The following is a 23,376-nucleotide window of genomic DNA, read 5'->3' on the forward strand; positions in this document are numbered from 1 at the left end:
ACTCTAGGAGGGTGTATTTTTAGATTTGTTTTTTTGATTTTGGTGGTGTATTGTTTTGTTGATGGTAGTGAAAAGGATGGAGATGTTGAAGTAGTGCCTTATAAAAAACACTTTTTTTCTATTATTACCCAAAATGATTCTTATTTTAGTGTGTATATCGATAGATACTATACAACAGGGCAAGGATTGCTTTATAGCTCCAAGGAAGGTTCTTATAAATTTTTAGATTTTTTAGGATTGGTAAAAGGGGTAAGTTCTTTTAGTGTTGCAATAAATCAGAGCATTTATGCGCCAAAAGATAGAAAAGCTATTTTTCCAGAATATAAGAGTCATCCCTATGGCGGATATACAAATGTGGGATTTTTTTGGCATCATCGCAGCAAGGATATTCTGGAAAATATTGGGATAAGAATAGGAGTTACAGGAAGAATATCTTTTGCGCAAGAAGTGCAAGATTTTGTTCATGGTCTAATTGGCAGCATCATATTGAGAGGTTGGGATACGCAAATTCATAATGAATTTATTTTAAATGGACATTATGACTGGACCTATCGTTATAAGATAGCAGATTTTTGGAATTTTTCTTTGGATATGCTACCAAATGTTGAATTTGCACTAGGAAATGCAAATATTTATGCCAAAGGGGGTGTTGTTTTTAGGATTGGCAGGAATCTTGAAACAACTTTTTTACCTCAAGGAATTGCTGGGGAAAATGGCGGATTAAATACAGGTAGAGTATTTAAAGATGGAGTAGGATATTATTTGTTTTTTGGAGTAAATGGAGGGTATGTAGCTAGAAAACTCTTTATTCAGGGAAATAGCTTTTCTTCCTATCAAAGAGCAGACTTGATTCATTGGGTGGGAAGCTTGGTTGCAGGTATATCCATAGTCTCTGGAAGAATGTCTTTTACCTATCAAGCTGTCTATACTTCAAAAGAGTTTCAAAAACAGGATATGGCACATGGCATAGGAAGTCTTAATTTTTCTTGGAGTTTTTAAGACCTTTTTTATCCTTTTGTATATAAAGACAAACAGGTATGATAAATAGTGTAAGAATCATCGAACTAATCACCCCTCCAAGGACTGGTGCAGAGATTCTCTTCATGACTTCACTTCCTACACCATCATTTAACATAATAGGGATTAGAGAAAAGATTAGTGAAAAAACAGTCATAAGTTTTGGTCTAAGCCTTTTTGTTGCACCATCAATAATACATTGTTTTAGAGTTTTTTGCGGGTAGTCCTTTAGTGACTGATTGAGATAAATCATCATTACAATTGCAGTTTCAGCAGCAACTCCTAAGAGGGCTAAAAAGCCAACAATAACAGCAATGCTTAGATTATAGTTTAATAAATCAATTGCAATAAAGCCTCCCAAGATAGAAAAAGGAAGAGTGAAAAAGACAATAAGGGTATCAGATAGGTTTTTTAGTGCAAGTAATATGAGTATAAAAATTAAAAAGAGTGTAATGGGGATGATAAATTTCATGCTTTGTAAAGAGGAATTTAAATGCTGACTTTCTCCAGAGAACTCATAGTAGTAACCATTTGGCATTTTAATTTCTTGAAGAATTCTTGTGGCATCTTTTGTGTAGGTATCAATAGTGGTATTTTCATTTGGAGTAATATAAACAAAATTAACCTTCAACCCTCCCTCATTTTTAAATTCCAAAGGAGATTCTTTATAAGTAATTGTGGCAAGGAGAGAAAGGGGAGTAAAGCCATAGTTTGTTTTAATGTAGAGATTCTTGATAGATTCTAATTGATTTCTTTGATCCTCTTGAAAGCGCACACTAAGGCTATAGCTTTTGGTTCCATCTATAATAGTAGAGATTTTTCCTCCTCCAATTCCTTGATTTACAAAATCTAGAATTTCTTCCTTGCTAATGCCATATTGTGCGAGTTTTTCTTCCTCTATATCAATATCTAAAAAATATCCTAAATTGCTTTTTTCTGCAAAAACTGAAAGGGTTCCACTATAAGATTTTAGTTTTTCTTCAATCTGTAAGGAGATTTCTTGCACCCTATCATAATCACTTCCAAAAACTTTGATACCAAGAGGAGTTCTTATGCCTGTAAGAAGCATATCTACACGACCCTTTATTGGATAGGTCCAAGAGTTTGTAAGTCCTTTGATTTGAAGGGCTTTTTCAAACTCATTTCTTAATTTTTGAGAATCCATCCCCTTGCGCCACATTTTCTTAGGTTTAAGGGCAATAAAAGTTTCAATCATAGCTAGTGGTGCAGGATCTGTTGAGGTATTGGCATTGCCAATTTTTCCAAAAACGCTTTCAACTTCTGGAAATTGTTTAAGGATTTGATCGCTTTTTTGCAGTAGGTATTTTGCACTTTCTATATTAATTCCATAATTTGTAACAGGCATATACATTATAACTCCCTCATCAAGAGGAGGCATAAATTCCCATTTTTGTTTTTGGTAGATAAAACCAATAGAAAAAATTCCTAAAACACATAAAATTAAAAAGGGATATCGTATTTTTATCATTTTTTCTAAAAGAGGAACATAGAGAAAACTAAAAAATCTATTTAGAGGATTTTTTTCTTCATCAGATACTTTTCCTTTCAAAAAATAAACCATTAAAACAGGTATGAGAGTGATAGATAAAATAGCTCCTAAAAACATTGCAAAAGTTTTAGTGTATGCAAGAGGAGTAAAGAGCTTTGCTTCTTGATTGCTTAGTCCAAAGATGGGTAAAAATGAAATAGTAATAATCATAAGTGCGAAAAATACAGCGCTGCCAACCTGCTTTGAGCCTTTTGTAATTGCAATCATTCTATCCTTATTGCTATAAGGATAGGGTAATGCCAAGAGATGTTTATGTGCATTCTCGACCATTATGATAGAAGCATCTACCATAGCACCAATTGCAATTGCAATTCCTCCTAGGCTCATAATATTTGATGAGATTGAAAAAAATTTCATCAACAAAAAGCTAAAAAGAACACACAAAGGAAGTGTGATAATTATAATCAGAGCACTCCTTAAATGAAGCAAAAAGATCCCAACCACCACTAGGACAATGAGGCATTCTTCAATGAGCGTATGCCAAAGATTTTTGATTGCATCTTGAATAAATAGGGTTCTATCATAAACATTTGAGATTGTAATATCAGGATTTTCTTTTTGGATTTCTTTTAGCCTATTTTTGATTGCTTGAATGACATTGAGTGTATCTGCTTGATATCTTACAAGCACAATACCTCCAACCACCTCTCCCTTTCCATTTAAATCTGCAATTCCTGTTCTTGGAATTGGTGTTTGATTTACTCTAGCTATATCAGAAATTTTAAGAGGAATGGAATCTGTGGTTTTTATAACAATGTCTTTTATATCAGAAATGTTTTTTAAATAACCATTTACACTGACAATTTGTTCAAATCCACTTTGTAGCACTACACCACCACTGCTATCATTATTGGATTGTTTGACTCGTTTGACAATCTCATCAAAGCTTACATCATATTGGATCATTTTTTGATTATCAAGAGTGATTTCATAATTTTTTTCAAAACCGCCAATACTAGCTACTTCACTCACACCATCCACTCTTAAAAGGTCATATTTATAATAAAAATCTTGAAGGGTTCTTAGTTCTTGGAGAGTCTTGGTTTTACTGCTAAGTGCATAAATAAAAGCCCAACCAATGCCACTAGAATCTGGACCCAGTGATACTTTTGCATCTTTTGGCAAAAGAGGAAGAATGGAGCTAATTTTTTCTAAAATCCTACTGCTTGCCCAATAAATGTCGGTTTTATCTTTAAAAATTACATAGATGAGTCCTCTACCATATCCACTCATTCCTCTGACTACTTCTGTATTTGGCACACTCATTAAAGATGAGGTAAGGGGAAAAATAACTTGATCATCAATTACTTTTGGAGATTGTCCTTCATATTCTACTTGAAGAATAACTTGGACAGGACTTAGGTCAGGAAGGGCATCAATAGGAGTTTTTTTGATTGCCCATATTGAAGCAAGGATTCCAAGAAATGTAAGGATTAAAATAGCAATTTTATTGCGTATTGAAAGATCAATAATTTTTCCTATCATTATTCATATTCCCCACTAGCTTGTGCATCAGCATCAAGAATAAATAGTGCATTTTCTGCAATCTCATCTTGATTTTTGATACCAGAAAACACCTCATAATCACCATTTGGAAGCCTTTTTGCTTCAATTTGAGTAGGTATAAAACCATCATTATGTTTTAAAAAAACATAGAGTTTGCCATTTCTTAAAATTACACAATCCCTAGGAATAATAAGGGCTTTTTTTGAGGTTTTATAAAGAGTAATTTGTCCAAACATATTGGGAAAAATTTTTAGATCTTGATTGGGGACTAAAAAACGCACTTCAATAAATTTATCATTAGGATTAATTTTTGGAATAATCTCTAAAAATTTTGCAGAAACCATCTTTTTAATTCCCTCAAGTTTTAAATTTGAGTTATTGATATCTGATAGAAGTTGAAGTTCTTCTTGCGGAACCCTTGCGATGAACCAAACTGAACTTAAATCTATGATCTTATAGATAGGGTCACCTTTTTTGATAGACTGACCTTTGGAAATATTTTTTTCAAAAACAAAACCTTTTTTATTTGCAAAAAATGGAACGATTTGTAAGGGTTTTTTTGTTTTTTTTATCTCATTTAAAATTTTTTCATCAAAACCCAAAAGCAAAAGCTTCTTTCTTACATTTGCAACATTGCTTTTAAAATTTATAGCATTGATATATTCATTTTGGGCTTGTAATAGTTCTGGAGAATAGATAGAAAAGAGTTTAGTCTTTTCATTAATATATTCATAGGTTTTTGAAATAAATAGCTCCTCAATAAAACCATCCACTTTTAGAGTTGTAATTCCAATAAGTTCTTCATTTTCAACAATTTTTCCATAATAAGAATGTTTTTCTTGAAATTCTTTTTCTTGAACCACTATCGTTTTGGTATAAAAACCTTCTTTACAAAATAAAAAACTAAAAATACTAAGAAATAAAAAAAATTTCTTCATTGTGCATCTCCTATGCTTTCTAACTCTGCAAATGCAATAAAAATATTGCTTAAAACCTCTGTCTTAAGAATCTCTATTTCAAGTAAATCATTTATTGAAGTGTAATAATCTTTAATAGCAGAAGATGAGTTTGCAATATTTTTACTATAAAGAGAGATGAGTTTTTTACTTTGGGGAATGAGAGTATTTTCAATCAGATCTAATTCTTTTTGTTTGCTGATAATGATATTTTGGAATCTTTTGATTTTACTTTTGACTTCGTTTTCAATGCTTAATGAGGTACTTTGAGTAATTTTTAACTGTGTTTTTGTATTTTCAATCATCAATTTTTCTTTTCCATAAATAGGAAGAGAAAAAGAAATATTAAATGAGAGGAAGTCATCTTGTTTTTCACGATATGCATAGCTTACTCCAATGGAGGGATCACTAAGAAAAGATCTTTTTGCAAGCCTAATATCTTGCATGTCCCTTTCTTCTTTTAATTTTTGAATTTTTAGAACATAGCTATTTTTGTAATAATCAGGAGCAAAGCTTGTTTGGAATTTCTTTGAAAAATTAATATCTTCATTTTTGCCAAAACTAATTTCATCAAGATTAATCATTTGATTTTTTTGATTTTCAGAAATTTGATTAAGCTTGATTTTTATCTTGGCTTGCAGGATTTGGATTTTATAAACTTCTTGAGTTGGGAGTTCGCTAGATGGTGTATTTGCTTGCTGGTTTAAAAATGCTAGATTCTTAAGAGTTTTTTTTAGGATTTTCTCTTGTTGCTTAATTTCATAGTTTTTTATCATTGTAATTTTTATTTGCTTGATGATTTCTTTTTTTAATGCTTGAAGTTCTAGAATTTTTATTTGTCTATCTAGGAGTATTTTTTGACCCTCAATTGTTTTTTTGCCAAATAAATCTATTTTTTGAGAAATGCTAACAGAGATTGTTTGCATAGGATCTCCCCTAAAGGTAGGATTTAGAGGATAAAAAGTATTGAAACCAGATGAAATGATAGGGTTTTCCCATTTTGTAGCAATCCGTGCTTCATATTGTAATTTTTCTATTTCTTGTTCAAGAGTTTTTATTTTTGTGTTTTTTTCAATTGCATCTTCAATAATGCTCTCTAGACTTTGTGAGTAAAGACATTGAACTAAGAGAGCCAAGAATAAAAGACGCATTGGATTGCCTAAAAGTCGATACTACTTTTATAGGTATATTTTTTGCCCTCAACTTCAATTTGGAATCTAAGTTGCCAAGTTCCACCATGTGGGAGGCTTACCCTAGCAATATACCCTTCACTACTTTCTTTAGCAATCGCCTCAAAATCCATTTTTGGCATACCAGGCATTGGAGGCATAATAGCCTTAAGATTAATTTTTGCATCACTAACTCTTTGCCCATCTTTTTTAAGTTCAATGACAAAATCATTCATCCCACTACTTAGAGGCTTTTTAGTCTTATAGCTTATATCAAAGTCTCCAATCTTCCCTTCTTGAGCGAACATAAAACTAGTAAAAAATAAGCACAATGCCATTTGAAGTATTTTTTTCATTTTCTTTCCTTTATTTTTTATGCGCCAGATTGTAGAAAAGTTGTGTGGAATAAGTGTGGAATCTAAAAGTTTATTTCAAAAATATTGTAACCATCTTGATGATAGATTTTTAAAGTCCATTTGTTTTTTTGGACAACCTTTTGAATAATATCTAAACCAATTCCATAACCCCTAGAGTTAAGATTAAACCTAACATAGCGCTGGGTAATATCATTGGTAATATCACTGGGTATTGCTTTTCCTGTATTTTTAACTATGAGTTTTTTATCACTTAACTCAAAAATAATATTACCCCCAGATTGATTATGTTTAATTGCATTGCTCAATAAATTATCAATCATTCTTATGATAGATTCTTTGTCTGTAAAGAAAAAGACTTTTTGTTTTTGTTGAAAAACAAGCTTGATTTGTTTTTCCTCAAGAAGCGTTTCAAACATTTCGATGCGATTTTGAAGTAATGCTAAAAAATCTATATTCTCTCTTACCTCTCTTATTTCTCCTAGAAATAAAAAGGTTAGATTGTCATAGAGAAAATTAATCCTTTTGCAAGCTTTTTGTATGCGCATCAGCTTTGTTTCATTTACACCACTTTGGAGAGAATTTACACTCATCATGAGTGCAGAAATTGGAGTATTTAATTCATGTGTAATATCTTTAATAAAATGATCTAAGAGTTTGATTCCTGTATGTATGGGGGATAAAAACATTTTTCCCATAATAAAACCAAAAATAAGTAGGATGCATAAGCACAATAAAGTGCCAATAGTTATGTGAAAGATTAATTTTTTTATATCGTTTTTAAAGTTTGTTTTAATAAGTATCCATTCAACCCCTAAATGCCCATAAGTGCTATTGCTTAATAAATAAGCATCAAAGTTTTTTATGAAAAATTTCTTATCACTCTCCATAAATTCAAGATTGCCATAAAGTCGGTTTTTATTCTTATCAAATAGTGAAAAAGAAGAATCCTTTTCTTCAAATTTTGCAAAGAGTTTAGGAAGATCCACCCAATTGCCACTCATATGTTGATAGATGGCTTCTTGAGCAATATTGGAGCTTTTTAAAAGCACAGAATCTTTGATATGCTTATAGATTTGATCTTTTTGAACCAAAAATATCAAAAAAGCAACAAGGCTTAAAAGAGAAACAGAGGATATGATATAAAACCCTAAAAATCGAATTAGGGAACGCCTTTCATATTGTATTAAAACGATAGCCACTTCCTTTTATATTTGAGATGCTTTTAAACCCAAGATAAGATCTAAGATTTTTAATATAACTTCTGATTGTTGTTTCACTAGGTGCATCCTCATAAGTCCAGACATTGACAATAATTTCTTGGAGTGAAAGAATCTGATTGGGATATTTTAGAAAAAACATAAGTATTTCTTTTTCTTTTTGTCTCAAAAAAATTGTTTTATTAGCCTCAATGTCTAAGAGTGCGTGGTTTTTAGAATCAAATTTAAATCTTGAGGATATTGAAATTTCTTGAGAGAGATAGTGTTTAGTAATATTTTGGATTCTAATCTCTAACTCATCTAAATCAAATGGCTTTTTAATGTAATCATCACACCCAATCTCAAATCCTTTTTTCAAATCTTTGGTGCTACTTAGAGCTGTAATAAAAATGGCAGGAGTTTTATCTTGAAGCTCTCTTAAAGATTTTAGGAGCGAGAAACCATTTAGTGAAGGGACTTGAATATCAAGCAATAAGAGATCAAATTTATTTTGCAAAAGAATTTCTTGAGCTTCTATTCCATCTTTAGAAGTTTCTACCTCATACCCCTTTTCTAGTAAAAACTCTTGGATAATCTCACAGAGTAGTAAGTCATCTTCAAGCAAGAAAATTTTCATTTACATTGATTCCTAGATCTCATATTCAGGAATGTTAGTCTAGCTTGAAAGATTAAAGATTAAATAAATAAACTTTAGTTTGTATTTAGTAATGATTACTAAAAGAATAGTAAAAAGATATTTTGCTAGAATTCCAAAATTGTGTAAAAATTTTTAAAAAAGATTAGAGGGTTAAATATGCTACAGACAATAAATCTTACAATGAACTATGCTACAAAAAAGCTTTTTGAAAACATCAATTTAAAGCTTGATGCAGGAAAGAGATATGGATTAATTGGAGCAAATGGTGCGGGAAAATCTACCTTCTTAAAAATTCTTTGTGGAATCTATGAGGCTAGCAGTGGTGAGATAGTGATTAATCCAAATGCAAGGCTTGGGGTTTTGGGACAAGATCAATATGCTTTTGAGGAACTAAGTCTTAAAGATGCGGTTTTGGTTGGAAATAAGAGATTGTTTGATGCAGTTAAGGAAAAAGAAGAGCTTTATGCCAATGGTGATCTTAGTGATGATAAGGTGAATGAGAGACTTGGAGAGCTAGAAATTATTTGTGCAGAAGAAGATCCAATGTATGAGTATGAGGTTGTGATTGAGAAGATTTTGCAGGATTTGGGATTTCCTATATCTCAGCACAATGACTTAATGAAAACATTGACAGGTAGCGATAAATTTAAAATCTTATTGGCCCAAGTTTTATTTCCAAAGCCAGATATTTTACTTTTAGATGAGCCTACAAACAATCTTGATTTGCCTGCAATTGCTTGGCTTGAAGAAAATTTGAAGCGTCATGAAGGGACAATGGTAGTAATTAGTCACGATAGACATTTTTTGAATACAGTTTGCACTCATATTTTAGATTTAGATTTCAAAACTATTAGAGAGTTTGCAGGTAATTATGATGATTGGTATATTGCATCAACTTTGATTGCCAAACAACAAGAAATGGAGCGCAACAAGAAACTAAAAGAAAAAGAGGAATTAGAGAATTTTATTGCAAGATTCTCAGCTAATGCAAGCAAGGCAAAGCAAGCTACCTCAAGACAAAAACAGCTTGAAAAGCTTGATATTAAAGCCCTTGAGGTTTCTAGTCGTAGGGATCCAAGTATTGTTTTTAGACCTAAGCGTATGATTGGCAATGAGGCTTTGGAGTGCGAGGGTATTTCAAAATCTTATGAGAATAAAGTGGTTTTAAAAGATGTTAGTTTAAAGATTTTACCAGGAGATAAGATTGCTCTAATTGGTGGGAATGGGGTAGGTAAGACCACTTTATGTAAAATCCTAGTTGAAGAGATGCCAGCAGATAGTGGCAGTGTTAAGTGGGGAGCTACGACAGAGAGAGGTTATTTTCCTCAAAATGTAAGTGAAAGTATTAAAGGAGAAGAAACCTTATATGAATGGTTGAGAGGGTTTAATAAAAAGGCTGATAGTGGTGAAATTCGTAATGCACTTGGTAGAATGCTATTTAATGGAGAAGAGCAAGAAAAGAGTATCGATGCTCTAAGCGGAGGCGAAAAACATCGTATGGTGCTATCAAAACTAATGCTTGAGGGAGGTAATTTTTTAGTACTTGATGAGCCTAGCAATCATTTGGACTTAGAATCTATAGTTGCTTTAGGAGAAGCTTTGTATCGTTTTGAGGGGAATGTTATTTGTGTGAGTCATGATAGAGAGCTTATAGGAGCTTTTGCAAATCGTATTATTGAACTTATAGATGATGGGGATAATGGGGTAAAAATAATTGATTTTAGAGGTAGCTATGAAGAATATCTTTTAAGATAAAAAAGATAGAAATTTGATTGCATAATCAACTTTTTAATGAGATATAATAAGCAACTAAAAATTTTCAAGGAAAGATTGTGTTAAAACTAATACCTTTAATTTTTGGGCTCCTGTTTATTGGCGTTGCAAAAGATTTAAGTATGCAGGAAGCTTGGGAGTATGTGTTAGAGCATAATGATGGGATTAAAGCAGAGGAGTTGGGAGTAAAAAGACAAGAAAAACTTACTCTATCTTCTAAACTTTCTTTTTTACCTGTGATTGATTTTACAGCTTCTTATATTCATTTGGCAGATACTATTGGCTTAAGCACTGTAGAGACAAAGAATAAGATTATAGGATCTGTGGGTAATGGCGTTGGTACATCCTTGCTTCAGGGGATTTTAGATCATATTCCTAATAAAATTGATTTTGTCAAACAAGATATTATTGTGGGTTCTTTGAACATTATTTATCCTCTTTACACAGGAGGAAAAAGAATCTATGCTACAAGAATTTCAAAATTACAGGAAAAAGATGCCATTGAGGCATTGCGCTTAAAAAAGCTTGCCACCTTTGAGGAGCTAGTAAAAATTTATTATGGAGTTTGGTTGCAACAAGAAGTCTTGCAAACCTTACAAGATATTGAAAATGGTGCAAAGATTCATTATCAAAATGCCCAAAAACTACAAAAAGCAGGACAGATTGCTAAACTTGAAGTTTTAGGTGCACAGGTTGCTTTAGATAAGGCTATGAATAAAACAAAAGAAACTCAAAATGCCCTTGAAGTTTCCCAAATGGCATTAAATATTGTCTTGGGATTAGATGGGGTAAATCCAAGTTCTAAGATTATTGTGCCAAGAAAACTTATAGGAGAAAATGAAAGTTTTTTTGTACAAAAGACACTAGATTCTTATCCAATATTAAAGAGTTTGGATCAAAAGGTGCTGATTACAAAACAGCTTTATAAGATAGAGGTATCAAAGTTTCTTCCAGAAGTAGCTTTAAGTGGCTCTTATTTTGTTAATAATAATTTTTTATTAAATCAATCCCTACCATCTTGGTATGTAGGTATTACTGCTAGAATGCCCCTTATTACTCCTGGTGGAAGAATACCACAACTTCAAGCCACAAAAATTACGCAAATGCAACTTGATAAAACAAAGTCTCAAGCTACCAAGGATATGGAATTGCTTGTAAAACGCACTTATAAGGAAATGCAATTTGCACAACAAGAGTATTGGAGTTTAAATTCTAGTATAGAGCTTGCCAAAGAAAATTTGAAGCTTCAAGAGAAGGCCTTTACACAAGGACTTGCAACAAGCATACAAGTTACAGATGCTAGAAATATGCTTGCTTCAGTTTTGATTGAGCAAAAGACAATTGCATATAAGTATGTGATTTTGCTTTCAAAACTTATGGCAGTGAGTGATAGTATTGCAATGTTTTATGAAATTCAAAGGTAAGGTGTAATAATGATAGAAGAAGAAAAACAAGATAAGAAGAAAAAAAAGAAGCAAAAAGAAAAGAAAGAAATACAAGAGAAAAATAAAGAATTTGTTTTTGGTGCTAAAGATTTATCAAAAGATAAGGCGAAAGAAAAGATAAAAAAAGAAGTGGAAAAAAAGCCCAAGAGTGGTAAAAAAAGGATTTTGGAGTTTATCTTTTTTGGAATCTTGTTATTTTGTATTTTAGCGTGGCTTGGGGTAACTTTCTATCGTGCATATCAGCCAAAGCCCCAAATTATTCAAGGACAGATGTAGGCAAGAGAATATAGTGTAAGCTCAAAGCTTGCGGGAAGAATTGAGGGCATAAAGGTAAAGCGTGGGGATATGGTAAAAAAGGGGGATTTGATCTATCAAATTCATAGTCCTGAAGTTGAAGCAAAGCTTACACAAGCACAAGCAGGTTATGAAGCAGCAAAAGCCTTAAGTGAAGAGGCAAACAAAGGTTCAAGACAAGAGGCAATTTTGGCTGCAAAGGATGTGTGGTCTTCTGCAAAAGCAATGGCAGATTTAACTCAAAAAACTTATCAAAGAATAGAAGAGCTTTATAAAAGTGGTGTTGTAAGTTTGCAAAAAAAAGATGAGGCATTTGCTGCATATGAAAGTGCAAAGCATAATGAAAATGCAGCTTATCAGCAATATAAAATTGCTTTAGATGGCTTGAGGGATGAGACTAAGCGTGCTGTTTTTGAAAAAGAAAATGTTGCAAAAGGCCAAGTAAATGAGGTGGAGGCATATATAAAGGATGTTAATGCATATGCTCCTGTATCTGGAGAAGTTAGCAATGTATTATTGCACAATGGAGAGCTTAGTCCAAGTGGTTTTCCTGTAGTGATGTTAATTGACTTAGAGGATTCTTGGCTAAAAATAAGTGTCAATGAGCAATATCTCTCAAAATTTCAAAAAGATAGTGTTTTTGAAGGCTATATCCCAGCGCTTCAAAGAAGTGTTAAATTTAAAGTAGAGTATGTATCTGTAATGGGAGATTTTGCAACTTGGAAAGCAACGACAGGCAGTAAGGGTTATGATATGAAAAGCTATGAGATTGAAGCAAGACCTTTGGAAAAAATTGAAGGCTTTAGAGTCGGGATGAGCGTATTGGTTAGGGTAGATTGATGCCTCCATTATTTTGGGCTTTATTTCGTAATAAATTCTTATGGATTGTTTATCTAGCAATGCCTATTTTGTTAGGGGGCATAATCTATAGCATTTTTATAGATGCATTGCCTAGAAAACTCCCAATAGGAGTGGTTGATTTTGATAAGAGCACTCTCTCAAGAGAGCTCATTTATGATATGCAAGCATCCCCTACCTTCTCATTAAATCGCTACTACACTTCTATTAGTGAAGCAAAGAGAGATTTAAGCGATGGTCATATTTATGCTATTGCTGTGATTCCTGATGGATTGCAAAGAGGTGTAAAACTTGGCATAGAACAAAAAATAGCTCTTTACTACAATACACAATTTATTTTGATTGGAAAAGCATTAGATAGTGCTTTTTTGCAAGTTGTGAGTATTTTAAATGCAAAAATACAAACAGGCAATAATCTTGTAAAAACCAAAAATATGAGTATGGCAATGGGTGCTAGCTTACCTATCTTGCCACATATTGACCCACTTTTTAATACACAAAGCAGTTATGCTCAGTTTCTAGTTACGCTGATTTTGCCTTGTATGTGGCAAATACTTGTGGCTTTGGGTTTATTGAATTTATTAAGTTATCCCATCAGGGATTCTGTAGATTTATGGATGCGTTTTTGCTTTAATCTTTTTATTTTTACCTTTTGGGGTATGGTAATGGTGTTTTTCTTTGATTTTTTAGGTTACCCATTAGTTGGTAATGTTCCTTTTTTATTTTTTGGTTTCTTGTTGCTGGGATTGTGTATTAGTGGGATTGTTTTAACCTTGCAAGGTGCCTATCAAAATCCCACAAAAGCCATAGGATTAATTGCAGCTTACACAGCTCCAAGTTTAGCTTTTGCAGGAGTGACTTATCCACAGAGTGCAATGGATAATTTTGCGGTTTTTTGGAGTAATATTTTGCCAATTTCATACTTTATGAAGTTTTATTTTCAGCAGGCAAACTATGGGGGCAGTATTATGGAGGGATTGAAAATATTAATCCAAATGACTCCTTTTTTACTTTTTATTCCTTTGGGATTTTTGCTTTATAGATTGAAGGGGAAGATTTGAATTTTTTTAAAGTGATTTTAGAAGAGGCTAAAGCTGTTTTTAGTAATGGAGTAATTTTACTTATTGTGCTTGGTGGCTCTTTGTTGTATGCACTTTTATATCCTACCCCCTATAAAAATGATGTAATTAGAAATCAAAGTATAGCTGTTGTTGATATGGATAAAAGTTCTGCATCAAGAGAGCTAATCTTTTTTATTAGTGCATTGCCTCAAGTAAAAATAGAGTATGTTTTATCCTCTCAAAACCAAGCCAAAGAGTTGTTACTAGAAAATAAAATATTTGGCTATTTGACTATTTCAGAAGGATTTGAGGCAAACCTCCATAAAGGGGTGCCTAGCTACTTGGGGTACATTGCAAATGCCTCTTATTTTTCTGCCTATGGAACGATTGTTGAAGCGCTAAATAGTGCTGCAAATGCCCTGGGGGATCAAGTAAAAATAAAAATGAAAACTTTACAAACACAACATTTGAGCAATGATGCAAATTTATTGGCAAAAGAATCTATACCATTGTTTAATATAAGTGTTGGATATCTAAATTATGCACTAGCAGCAGTTTTAATCTTTATCTTGCATCAAACTGCAATTGGAGGAACTATGCTAATAGGGGCATTCCAAAATTCAGCCAAAAATCCATTAGCATATTATTCCAAAGCTTCTGTTGTAAAATTAGTAGTGGCAAGATTCTTGGTTTTTGGCATTACTTATTTCGTGTTATTTTTACTTTTTTTTGGCTTCTTCTTCAAGCTTTATCATATTAATGTTCAAGCTAACTGGATAGATTTTTGGTGTTTTGCGTTTGCATTTTTGTTTGCAACCTTAGCCTTAGGGATTTTCCTAGGTTTTCTGATTAAAGACAGTGCCTTACCAACACAAATTGTTTTGGTATCTTCTTTGCCTATTGTTTTTCTTTTAGGATTTATTTGGCCGATTGACCTAATTCCTGATTTTTTAAGAAATATTGCAAAAATAATTCCTGCATACCACGGAATTAATGGGTTTTTGCGCTTAAATCAGATGGGTGCAGAGTTGGATCAAATTATGTCCGAATTTTTTTGGCTTTTAGCATTAGGGGTGATCTTTAGCTCTCTTGCAATTGTTTATAAGACATTGCAAAGATCTAAAACTACTCAAAAGACAAAAAGGTAAAAATAAAATTAACTTATTTTAGTTGTTTTAAGGAACTAGTGTGTTAGAATGTTTATAAAGTTTTTTAAAGGAGAATAAAATGTTTCACGAGTACAGAGACGAGATTTCAAAATTAAAAAAGGAGAATGCGCATTTTGAAAAAATTTTTGATGAGCACAATAAGTTGGATCAAAAAATTATAAATGCAGAAAATGGTATAGAAGTGTTGGGTAATATGGAAGTTGAAACACTTAAGAAGCAAAAGCTACGGTTAAAAGATGAAGTTTATGCGATGATAATGGATTATAAAAAAGCAAACTAGTTAGTTTTTTTATAGGGCTCTTGCCCTATTTCATAAAAATTATTCCCATAACAATCTATTGCTACAATTGCAGGAAAGTCTTTTACTTCGATTCTTGCTAAGGATTCTGGACCTAACTCGTGATAAGCCAAAACTTCATATTTTAAAATACTTTGTGAAATAAGAGCTCCAGCGCCTCCTATTGCAACCATATAAACCACTTTATTTTTTATCATACAATCAATCACCTCTTTACTTCTATATCCCTTTCCAATCATTCCACTAATGCCTTGTTGTATCATTGTTGGAGTGTATTTATCCATTCTTCCACTTGTTGTAGGACCTGCTGAACCAATAATCTCATTTGGTTTTGCAGGACTTGGCCCCAGATAATAAAGAATCTGATTTTCCAATGATAGGGGTAATTTCTCATTTTTTTTGACCGCTTCAAATATAGCTTTATGCGCCGCATCTCTTGCAACAATTAAGCTACCAGATATCAATAAACTATCTCCAGCTTTTAGTGTTTCTACTACTTTTTTATCAAAGGGAGCTTGCAGGCGGATAGTTTTCATATTTTTCCTTTATGTGAGTTGATTTTCCTATGGTGGAAATTCTAACATATAGAAAAACTTTTTAAATTATTTAATTGATTTAATAAAGAGAAGTTTTAGGTTTTCTTAGAATTAAACTTTGATGCAAGGCTTAAAAATTATTGCAATATACATAGATATACAATCTGGCTAGAATCAAAATTCTTAAAAGGGAGGATTAATTGGGATATTAAAAGCAGGTCTCACAAATCTTTTTATCAGGTTTGCAAGAGCCTTTATAGGATTTTTGTATTATCAAGCTAACAGCACTTTTTTGCACCATCACTGCCATATCTTTGGTTTTGCATTTCTAAGAAAAACTCTTTTCGTGTTTTTGGTTTGCAGTTAGGATGATATTTATGGTGGTGTTCCAGGTACTTATCGTAACTTGGAACACCCACTAACAAATGAAAAAATCTTTCAGATGATTTGTAAAATTTAAGGAGTGAGCGCAACATATTTTTCTTCTTTCAATGGAATTTGACATTTGCCATAGCTTGCCTGCAAGCTTAATATAATGGATCTAACTATTATAATCAAGGTTACAAGCATAAAAAATGCACAAAGTATAGCATTGATAATATTATTTGTCCTACCGCTTTTTAATATACTTTTTACATTCTCATCGGTGGCTAGCTCAATCTTTTTGCTTAATTCTTGTGCAATTGCAACATGACTGATTTTTGCCCTCATTGCATCCCCATTATCTGGCAAGATTTTTTGCATACCAGCATACATTGTTACAATAGCTAAGAATAGAGCAGGAACTGCAGGAACCCAAGCAAGTTTGCCTTTCTTCATCTTAAAGAGAATACAAATTATAAGCATCAATGCCATTAAAGCTAACATTTGATTGCTTACTCCAAATAGTGGCCATAAGGCAAAGATTCCGCCTTTTTCATCAATTGTGCCTTGATAGAGGAAATATCCCCAACAACCTACACAAATAAGCGTCGCAAATAATCCTGCTGGTAAAGAGTGTAAATTTCCCAAAGGCTTATACACATTTCCTAAAATATCTTGAATCATAAAGCGACAGGTTCTTGTTCCTGCATCAACAGCTGTTAAAATAAAAAGTGCTTCAAAAAGGATTGCAAAATGATACCAGAACGCCATCATCGCTTCTCCACCCACAATCTGGTGGATAATTAATGCAAGACCAATTGCAAAGGTAGGAGCTCCACCTGTCCTTGATAAGATTGTATGTTCTCCAATTTGGCGTGTGAGTGTTTCAATATCTTGAGGAGTTATGCTAAAGCCCCAGCTTGTAATAGTTTGTGCTACAGAAACTACATCAGATCCAATTGTGACTGCTGGAGAATTGATTGCAAAATAAAGACCAGGTTGCAAGATACAAGCTGCAATTAAAGCCATAATAGCTACTGCAGATTCCATAAGCATTGCACCATATCCTACCATTCTTGCATCAGTTTCATTTGCCAGCATTTTGGGAGTAGTACCACTTGAAATTAATCCATGAAATCCGCTAATTGCTCCACAGGCAATGGTAATGAATAAAAATGGGAAGAGAGAACCAGCAAAAACAGGCCCTGTCCCATCAATGTATTGCGTAATAGCTGGCATTCTTAAATCAGGTACTACAATAACAACTGCTAGTGCCATACAAACAATCACACCAATTTTTAAGAAAGTGCTTAGATAATCACGAGGTGCCAATAAAAGCCAAACAGGAAGAATAGCTGCAACAAAACCATAGCACATAATCATAATTGCTAAAGTTGGTGCGCTGAAAGTAAAAAATGCGCTTAGTTGAGGACTCTCGCTAACATAATGCCCATAATAAAGTGATAACATTAAAAGAACAAAACCAATGATGCTTGCTTCTCCAACATGACCAGGACGCAGATAGCGGAGATAAATTCCCATAAACAAGGCAATTGGGATTGTCATAAAAATTGTAAAAGTTCCCCAAGGAGAATCTGCAAGAGCCTTTACAACAACCATTGCTAAAATTGCAATGATGATAATCATAATGCCTAAAATTGCAAGCATTGCAAGGGAACCTACACCACTACCCATTTCATCTTTGATCATTTCTCCCAGAGAGCGACCATTGCGCCTACTTGAAATAAATAAGACCATAAAGTCATGGACGCTACCTGCAATCACTCCACCAACTAAAATCCAAATCATAGATGGGAGATAGCCCATTTGTGCAGCAAGAATAGGTCCTACTAATGGACCAGCACCTGCAATCGCTGCAAAATGATGTCCAAAAAGAATAAAGCGATTTGTAGGGACAAAATCTTTACCATCATTATTTAAAACAGCAGGTGTTGATCTTGTAGAATCAAGCCCCAAAACCTTATAAGCCACAAAATAGCTATAAAAGCGATAGCCTAGCATATAGATACATACCGCACAAACTACCAAATAGATAGCCGAGATACGCTCTCCTTTATGAAGCGCTAGAACACAGAAGCAAAATGCTCCAACTACAGCCAAAAATACCCAAAATAGACCCTTTAAGACTTTCATTTTACTCTCCCTCACTTATATTTTGGAATCTCTTAATATTCTCAGGGGATATAAAAATTGTAATAATTTCAATAGATTTTTGTTAAAAATTAACAAAAATTTTTACAATAAGTTGTCTAAAAAGTTACATTTTTATAATAGAGAATCTGGGCTTAAAATATCAAAACAGCAAACTAAATAGCTTGGAAAGAGAAGTCTTTTTAGGGTTGTTATCATCGCATTAGGGCATTATAATATTTAACATAATCAAAATCTTACTAAGATCCAAGGTTTTTAGAGGATTAGATGAATTAAAATAAAATTCTCTCATATGTCAGCTAGATAAAACCTCAATGATTTAGTTTGCTTATTTTCCCTAAGGTTCATAAGATATGAACCCAGAAATTGAATCAATCAGGAAGCTATAGTTTTTACACCCTTTTGAATAAGGATTTGGTTTATAAATTAAATCACTTGGTGAGCATGTCTTGTTGCGTGGCAACTGATATTAATTGCAACAGGTAATCCAGCAATGTGAGTAGGATACCATTCTATATTTACTGCAAATGCAGTGTGATTGCCTCCAAGTCCTTGAGCCCCAATTCCTGTTTGATTTGCTAATTCTAAAAGTTCTTCTTCTAATTGCGCATAAGAGGGGTGGTGATTTTTTGAATCAATGGGTCGTAAAGTCGCTTGTTTGGCAAGAATACTGGCTTTTTCCATAGTACCCCCAATACCCACACCAATAATCATAGGAGGACAAGCATTAGGGCCTGCTAGCTTTATTGTTTCTAAGAAAAATTTTTTTACACCCTCTATACCATCCGCAGGAACTAACATCTTTAATGCACTTTTATTTTCACTTCCAAAACCTTTTGCGCAAACCATAAGCTCAACTTGATTCCCCTGTGTAATTTGTGTATGGATAACTGCGGGAGTATTATCCATAGTATTTTGTCTTTGAAAAAGTGGATCTTTTACTATAGACTTTCTCAAAAATCCTTCGGTATAGCCCAGTGATACACCCCTTTGTATGGCTTCTTCAAAATTACCATCAACAAGATGCACATCTTGTCCTATTTTTGCAAAAATTACACTCATACCCGTATCTTGACAAAGAGGCATCATTCTTTTTTCTGCAATTTCTCCATTTTCTACCAAAGATTTTAGTATATGTTTTTCAAGTGAGGAATCTTCTTTTTGTATTGCTTGATGAAAAGCTTTTTTAATATCATTTGTTTGAATGCAACAGGCCTGAATACACAACTCCTTTACAACTTGGGTTATGAGGTGGCAAGATATTTCTCTCATCATCATCCTTTTGTGTAGCAGATTTTGGATTATATAAAATTTTTTTCTTGTGACAGAAATATTTTTAATTTGTTATAAAATAGCGGAGTTATTTTAGATTCTTTGATAAATAGGGCATTTATTTAGCTATGTTTGGTTTTAGTATTTTTGAAGTTTTAATTGTTGTGGTAGTTGCAATCATTTTTTTGGGACCTGATAAATTACCAAAGCTTATTGTTGATGTTGCTAAATTTTTTAAAGTAGTGAAAAAAACTATCAATGAAGCAAAGGAAACCTTTGATAAGGAATTGCAGATAAGTGAGATTAAAAAAGAGGCGCTAGAGTATAAGGAGCAATTTACTAGCACTATAAGTGATACAACAAAAGATATGAAACTTCAAGATATCAACACGATGTTTGATGATTATAAGGATGTAGAAGAAACAAAAGAAAAAATAGAAGATGCTCCTAGTCCATCTCATCAGGAAACAACACAAGAAGAAGAAAAGGATATGGCCTCACAACCACAAAAAAAGATAAAGAAAGTAAGCCCTAGGGTTGGAAAGACTACTAGTTTTAAGAAAAAAGGGGAAAGTGATGTTTGAAGACTTAAAGCCTCATATTCAAGATTTGCGTAAAAGGCTTATCATTTCTGCAGGAACTTTAGTGGTTCTTTTTATTGCTTGTTTTGGATTTTGGCATGAGATTTTTGAATACATTAAAAAGCCTCTTGAAGCAGCTTATGCACAAGAAGTGCAGGGAATGCTTATCCAAACAGCGCCAGCAGAAGGAATTATTGTAGCAATGAAAGTAAGTTTTTTTGCTGCTCTTGGAATCTCAATACCCATTATTTTTTGGCAAATTTGGGAGTTTGTAGCCCCAGGTTTGTATAAGCAAGAAAAAAAAGTAATTCTTCCTTTTGTGTTTTTTGGTAGCACTATGTTTGCCATAGGTGTGTTATTTGCCTATTTTGTTGCCTTCCCGTATGCTCTAAAATATATTTTGTTGTTTGGTAATGAAGAATTTAGAGCAAATATTACAGCAGCAAATTATGTTACATTTTTTACGCGCTTTATCTTAGGTTTTGGCATTGCTTTTGAATTACCTGTATTGGCATTTTTTCTTGCAAAAATTGATCTGATTACAGATGAGACTTTGATTAAAAACTTCAAATATGCTGTTGTTTTAATTTTTATTGTTGCTGCGATTGTTACGCCTCCTGATGTTTTATCTCAAATCTTTATGGCTCTTCCTTTGGTATTGCTCTATGGTTTTTCTATTTTAATTGTAAAAGCAGTAAATCCTGCAAACAAAAAAGAGAAGGTATAAGTGAGAGAGTTTTCTCTAGAAAGCTATGATTATCATCTTCCGCAAGATCTCATAGCAAAATACCCTCTCTTGCCAAAAGAGGATGCTAAACTTTTGGTCTTTCATAAAGATACTCAAGCCATTACACATACTACTTTTAGAAGTTTGTTTGATTTTATCCCAAGGGATTATCTTTTTGTTTTTAATAATACTAAGGTGATTAAGGCTAGGGTATTTGGAAAAAAGGTTAGTGGAGCAAAGATTGAAATTTTATTTCATAGAAATATTGATGAGGGTTTTTTAGTCCAAATAAGAGGCAGAGTAAAATCAGGAGATCTAATTCTTTTAGAACAAAATTATAGTGCTAAGGTTTTAGACGTGCTAGAGAATGGCTATCGAATCATTGAATGTTTTTATAAAGATCAAAAGATTAAAAGCTTCTTTGAAATGTGTGATTTGATTGGGCATGTTCCTTTACCTCCTTATATAAAAAGGGAGGATGAGGTTAGGGATTCTTTAGAGTATCAAAGTGTTTTTGCAAAATATTATGGAGCTATAGCAGCTCCAACTGCTTCTTTGCATTTTTCTGATGCAATGATGGATTATGTAAATAAAAACTATCAAAATACTTTTTTAACTCTGCATGTGGGAGCAGGGACTTTTGCTGGGGTGGAATGCGAAGATATTAGAGATCATAAGATACATAGTGAGACTTTGATTATAGATAATCAAACAATGCAAAAGATTAAAGAAGCTAATAAGGTTTTGTGTGTAGGAACTACAGCAATGAGATCTGTAGAATTTTTGGCACGAAAAAATGTAAAAGAGTATGAGGGGGAGTGTGATATATTTTTGCATCTTGGAAACTTGCCTATAAAAACTTCAGCACTTCTAACAAACTTTCATCTACCAAAATCTACACTTATTATGCTTGTTAGCTCTATGGTGGGTTTAGATACTTGTATGAAAATCTATAATGAGGCTATAAAAAAGTCTTATAGATTCTATTCTTATGGGGATGGGATGCTGATTATATGAAACAAAAGCTTGAAATTTTTTCGCAACTATTGCTTGAATGGAATAAAGTGCATAATCTTGGGGGAAACTTAGATTTGGATATGGTGCAAGAATATATTGCTGATAGTGTTTATCCTCTTGAATTTATTAAGGATTTTAAGGAATGTATGGATATAGGAAGTGGGGCAGGCTTTCCTGCAATTCCTCTTGCAATTAAAAACCTAGATAAAAAATTTTTCTTAGTAGAACCAAGAAAAAAAAGATGCGCATTTTTACAATATATTTGCACCGAGCTTGAGTTGTTTAATGTAGAAATTTTAAAAACAAGGATTGAGGATTTAAAAAGACAAATACAAGTAGATCTCATCACTTCTAGAGCTTTAATGCCTACACAAGATTTAATCGCTTTATCTAGGAAATTTTTATCCTTGGATGGATATTTTTTGTTTTATAAGGGTGAGGACCTTAAAAATGAAATTGATATAGATGTTGCAAAATATTCCCACAGAAGGCAGAGAATTTATTTTTATGAGAGGAATAGGGAATGAAGTTTTTAATCTTTGTAGTGTTAATTGTAGCGGTAGTTTGGTATTTTTTTAGAAAAAAAGAAATAAAAAAGCAAGATGATAAGCAAACAATGATAGAGTGTAAAAACTGCGGAATCTATGTAAGCTTAGAGGAATCTATAGTCTATCAAGGCAAAAATTATTGTTCGGTAGAATGTATGCAAAAGGGGAGAGAATGATTATTGTTGGTTATGAGCCCATTGCATTTGAGGGCTTTTCAAAAATTGAAAAAAAAGAACAAATTGATACAACTCAGGGACTTGTGTGGTTTCTCTCCCAAGATGATAAGGATTTTTCTATTTCATCATTTTGTATGCAAAATAATGTTCCTTACGCAGTAAAGATTGAAAGCATCAAGGAATTATTAATTTATGCAAAATTAAATGCAAAATATGTAATTTTGCAAGATTCTCCAAAAGAATATCAGCAAATCGTAGAAACCTATCTATTAGATACCAAAATTTTATATGTGATTGAAGAGATTGAAGAGATTGAAGAGATTGCTAAAATGGGGATTGATGGAGTGATTTTTCAAAAAGTTCTCTACTAATTTAAAGAGGATTAATGGTATAATCATCCACTTCATTTATCTTTTTTAATTTATTTTATGGGGAGATGTCCGAGTGGTTGAAGGAGCACGCCTGGAACGCGTGTAAGGTGCAAGCCTTCGAGGGTTCGAATCCCTCTCTCTCCGCCATAAGTTTGTAAAAAATCTTAAAAAAAAAAATGTTTTCTAGTGTTTTGTGGAAATGTTAAAAATTCTTATAATTCCTCCTTTTTTAGTAAGATTTGGTCTTGGTAAAAAAGACTTATGCA

The 23,376-nt window shown here is 32.8% G+C and carries 22 protein-coding genes, 1 tRNA gene and 1 pseudogene; 14 read left to right on the forward strand and 10 right to left on the reverse strand.

The genetic code is table 11. The features are described 5' to 3' along the window. Nucleotides 1–45: 45 nt before the first annotated feature. Entirely contained in the window at nt 46–999 is a 954-nt protein-coding gene (locus C6H31_RS01185) for a lipid A deacylase LpxR family protein (protein WP_158654731.1), read from the forward strand. On the opposite strand, the gene C6H31_RS01190 is transcribed toward C6H31_RS01185, so the two are convergent. The 6 genes from C6H31_RS01190 to C6H31_RS01215 all read right to left on the reverse strand — a co-directional run bounded on the left by C6H31_RS01190 (nt 977) and on the right by C6H31_RS01215 (nt 8,428). Continuing rightward, a complete protein-coding gene (locus tag C6H31_RS01190) occupies nt 977–4,072 on the reverse strand; it encodes an efflux RND transporter permease subunit (RefSeq protein ID WP_104696986.1) in 3,096 nt (1,031 codons plus the stop codon). The genes C6H31_RS01185 and C6H31_RS01190 overlap by 23 nt on opposite strands. Further along, nucleotides 4,072–5,031, reverse strand: coding sequence for an HlyD family efflux transporter periplasmic adaptor subunit (locus C6H31_RS01195; RefSeq protein ID WP_104696987.1), 960 nt, complete (start codon nt 5,029–5,031; stop codon nt 4,072–4,074). The genes C6H31_RS01190 and C6H31_RS01195 overlap by 1 nt, the downstream gene beginning before the upstream one ends. Further along, nucleotides 5,028–6,200 carry a TolC family protein gene (locus C6H31_RS01200; RefSeq protein ID WP_104696988.1) on the reverse strand — a complete coding sequence of 391 codons (1,173 nt, stop codon included), beginning with the start codon at nt 6,198–6,200 and terminating at the stop codon, nt 5,028–5,030. The genes C6H31_RS01195 and C6H31_RS01200 overlap by 4 nt, the downstream gene beginning before the upstream one ends. Nucleotides 6,201–6,208: 8 nt before the next feature. Continuing rightward, nucleotides 6,209–6,574 (reverse strand): FixH family protein, encoded by a 366-nt coding sequence (locus tag C6H31_RS01205; RefSeq protein ID WP_104696989.1) that lies wholly within the window; start codon nt 6,572–6,574, stop codon nt 6,209–6,211. Nucleotides 6,575–6,636: 62 nt separating this feature from the next. Next, complete coding sequence (locus C6H31_RS01210) at nt 6,637–7,794, reverse strand: sensor histidine kinase (RefSeq protein WP_104696990.1); 1,158 nt, start codon at nt 7,792–7,794, stop codon at nt 6,637–6,639. Then, nucleotides 7,769–8,428, reverse strand: coding sequence for a response regulator transcription factor (locus tag C6H31_RS01215; protein WP_104696991.1), 660 nt, complete (start codon nt 8,426–8,428; stop codon nt 7,769–7,771). Before C6H31_RS01215 ends, C6H31_RS01210 begins: the two co-directional genes overlap by 26 nt. A 177-nt stretch (nt 8,429–8,605) precedes the next feature. Here C6H31_RS01215 and C6H31_RS01220 point away from each other — a divergent pair, with 177 nt between their 5' ends. The 6 genes and pseudogenes from C6H31_RS01220 to C6H31_RS01245 all read left to right on the forward strand — a co-directional run bounded on the left by C6H31_RS01220 (nt 8,606) and on the right by C6H31_RS01245 (nt 15,329). After that, the gene (locus C6H31_RS01220) at nt 8,606–10,204 is read left to right on the forward strand and encodes an ABC-F family ATP-binding cassette domain-containing protein (RefSeq protein ID WP_104696992.1); all 1,599 of its coding nucleotides are present in this window, start codon (nt 8,606–8,608) and stop codon (nt 10,202–10,204) included. A gap of 77 nt (nt 10,205–10,281) precedes the next feature. Then, nucleotides 10,282–11,646: a TolC family protein gene (locus tag C6H31_RS01225; protein WP_104696993.1), complete on the forward strand. Its 1,365-nt coding sequence runs from the start codon at nt 10,282–10,284 to the stop codon at nt 11,644–11,646. A 183-nt stretch (nt 11,647–11,829) separates the two neighbouring features. Further along, a pseudogene (locus C6H31_RS01230) lies at nt 11,830–12,801 on the forward strand (HlyD family secretion protein). Beyond that, nucleotides 12,801–13,880, forward strand: coding sequence for an ABC transporter permease (locus C6H31_RS01235; protein ID WP_104696994.1), 1,080 nt, complete (start codon nt 12,801–12,803; stop codon nt 13,878–13,880). The pseudogene C6H31_RS01230 and the gene C6H31_RS01235 overlap by 1 nt, the downstream one beginning before the upstream one ends. Then, nucleotides 13,877–15,028: an ABC transporter permease gene (locus tag C6H31_RS01240; RefSeq protein WP_233709929.1), complete on the forward strand. Its 1,152-nt coding sequence runs from the start codon at nt 13,877–13,879 to the stop codon at nt 15,026–15,028. Before C6H31_RS01235 ends, C6H31_RS01240 begins: the two co-directional genes overlap by 4 nt. 79 nt (nt 15,029–15,107) lie before the next feature. Continuing rightward, nucleotides 15,108–15,329 (forward strand): YdcH family protein, encoded by a 222-nt coding sequence (locus tag C6H31_RS01245; RefSeq protein ID WP_104696995.1) that lies wholly within the window; start codon nt 15,108–15,110, stop codon nt 15,327–15,329. On the opposite strand, the gene C6H31_RS01250 is transcribed toward C6H31_RS01245, so the two are convergent. The 4 genes from C6H31_RS01250 to C6H31_RS01265 form a co-directional block, all read right to left on the reverse strand. Next, nucleotides 15,326–15,883, reverse strand: a complete 558-nt coding sequence (locus tag C6H31_RS01250) for a Fe-S-containing hydro-lyase (protein WP_104696996.1) — start codon at nt 15,881–15,883, stop codon at nt 15,326–15,328. The two genes, C6H31_RS01245 and C6H31_RS01250, sit on opposite strands and share 4 nt — an antisense overlap. Nucleotides 15,884–16,161: 278 nt before the next feature. Then, on the reverse strand, nt 16,162–16,359 hold the full coding sequence (gene kcuS / locus C6H31_RS01255; protein ID WP_104696997.1) for a KCU-star family selenoprotein: 198 nt from the start codon (nt 16,357–16,359) through the stop codon (nt 16,162–16,164). Continuing rightward, entirely contained in the window at nt 16,340–18,400 is a 2,061-nt protein-coding gene (locus C6H31_RS01260; RefSeq protein ID WP_104696998.1) for a carbon starvation CstA family protein, read from the reverse strand. The genes kcuS and C6H31_RS01260 overlap by 20 nt, the downstream gene beginning before the upstream one ends. A gap of 444 nt (nt 18,401–18,844) precedes the next feature. Next, entirely contained in the window at nt 18,845–19,690 is an 846-nt protein-coding gene (locus C6H31_RS01265) for a fumarate hydratase (protein WP_104696999.1), read from the reverse strand. Nucleotides 19,691–19,818: 128 nt separating this feature from the next. Between C6H31_RS01265 and tatB the strand changes: the two genes are divergently transcribed. The 7 genes from tatB to C6H31_RS01300 all read left to right on the forward strand — a co-directional run bounded on the left by tatB (nt 19,819) and on the right by C6H31_RS01300 (nt 23,257). Beyond that, nucleotides 19,819–20,274: a Sec-independent protein translocase protein TatB gene (tatB, locus tag C6H31_RS01270; protein ID WP_104697000.1), complete on the forward strand. Its 456-nt coding sequence runs from the start codon at nt 19,819–19,821 to the stop codon at nt 20,272–20,274. Further along, entirely contained in the window at nt 20,267–20,998 is a 732-nt protein-coding gene (tatC, locus tag C6H31_RS01275; protein WP_104697001.1) for a twin-arginine translocase subunit TatC, read from the forward strand. The genes tatB and tatC overlap by 8 nt, the downstream gene beginning before the upstream one ends. After that, complete coding sequence (queA, locus tag C6H31_RS01280) at nt 20,999–22,015, forward strand: tRNA preQ1(34) S-adenosylmethionine ribosyltransferase-isomerase QueA (RefSeq protein ID WP_104697002.1); 1,017 nt, start codon at nt 20,999–21,001, stop codon at nt 22,013–22,015. Beyond that, nucleotides 22,012–22,542 carry a 16S rRNA (guanine(527)-N(7))-methyltransferase RsmG gene (gene rsmG / locus C6H31_RS01285; protein WP_104697003.1) on the forward strand — a complete coding sequence of 177 codons (531 nt, stop codon included), beginning with the start codon at nt 22,012–22,014 and terminating at the stop codon, nt 22,540–22,542. The genes queA and rsmG overlap by 4 nt, the downstream gene beginning before the upstream one ends. Continuing rightward, a complete protein-coding gene (locus C6H31_RS01290) occupies nt 22,539–22,739 on the forward strand; it encodes a PP0621 family protein (protein ID WP_104697004.1) in 201 nt (66 codons plus the stop codon). Before rsmG ends, C6H31_RS01290 begins: the two co-directional genes overlap by 4 nt. Continuing rightward, nucleotides 22,736–23,110: a hypothetical protein gene (locus tag C6H31_RS01295; protein WP_104697005.1), complete on the forward strand. Its 375-nt coding sequence runs from the start codon at nt 22,736–22,738 to the stop codon at nt 23,108–23,110. The genes C6H31_RS01290 and C6H31_RS01295 overlap by 4 nt, the downstream gene beginning before the upstream one ends. A gap of 59 nt (nt 23,111–23,169) precedes the next feature. After that, nucleotides 23,170–23,257 (forward strand) — tRNA-Ser (locus C6H31_RS01300). Nucleotides 23,258–23,376 lie beyond the last annotated feature (119 nt).

The organism is Helicobacter sp. 'house sparrow 1', assembly GCF_900199585.1.
In the GTDB taxonomy this organism is placed as follows: domain Bacteria; phylum Campylobacterota; class Campylobacteria; order Campylobacterales; family Helicobacteraceae; genus Helicobacter_H.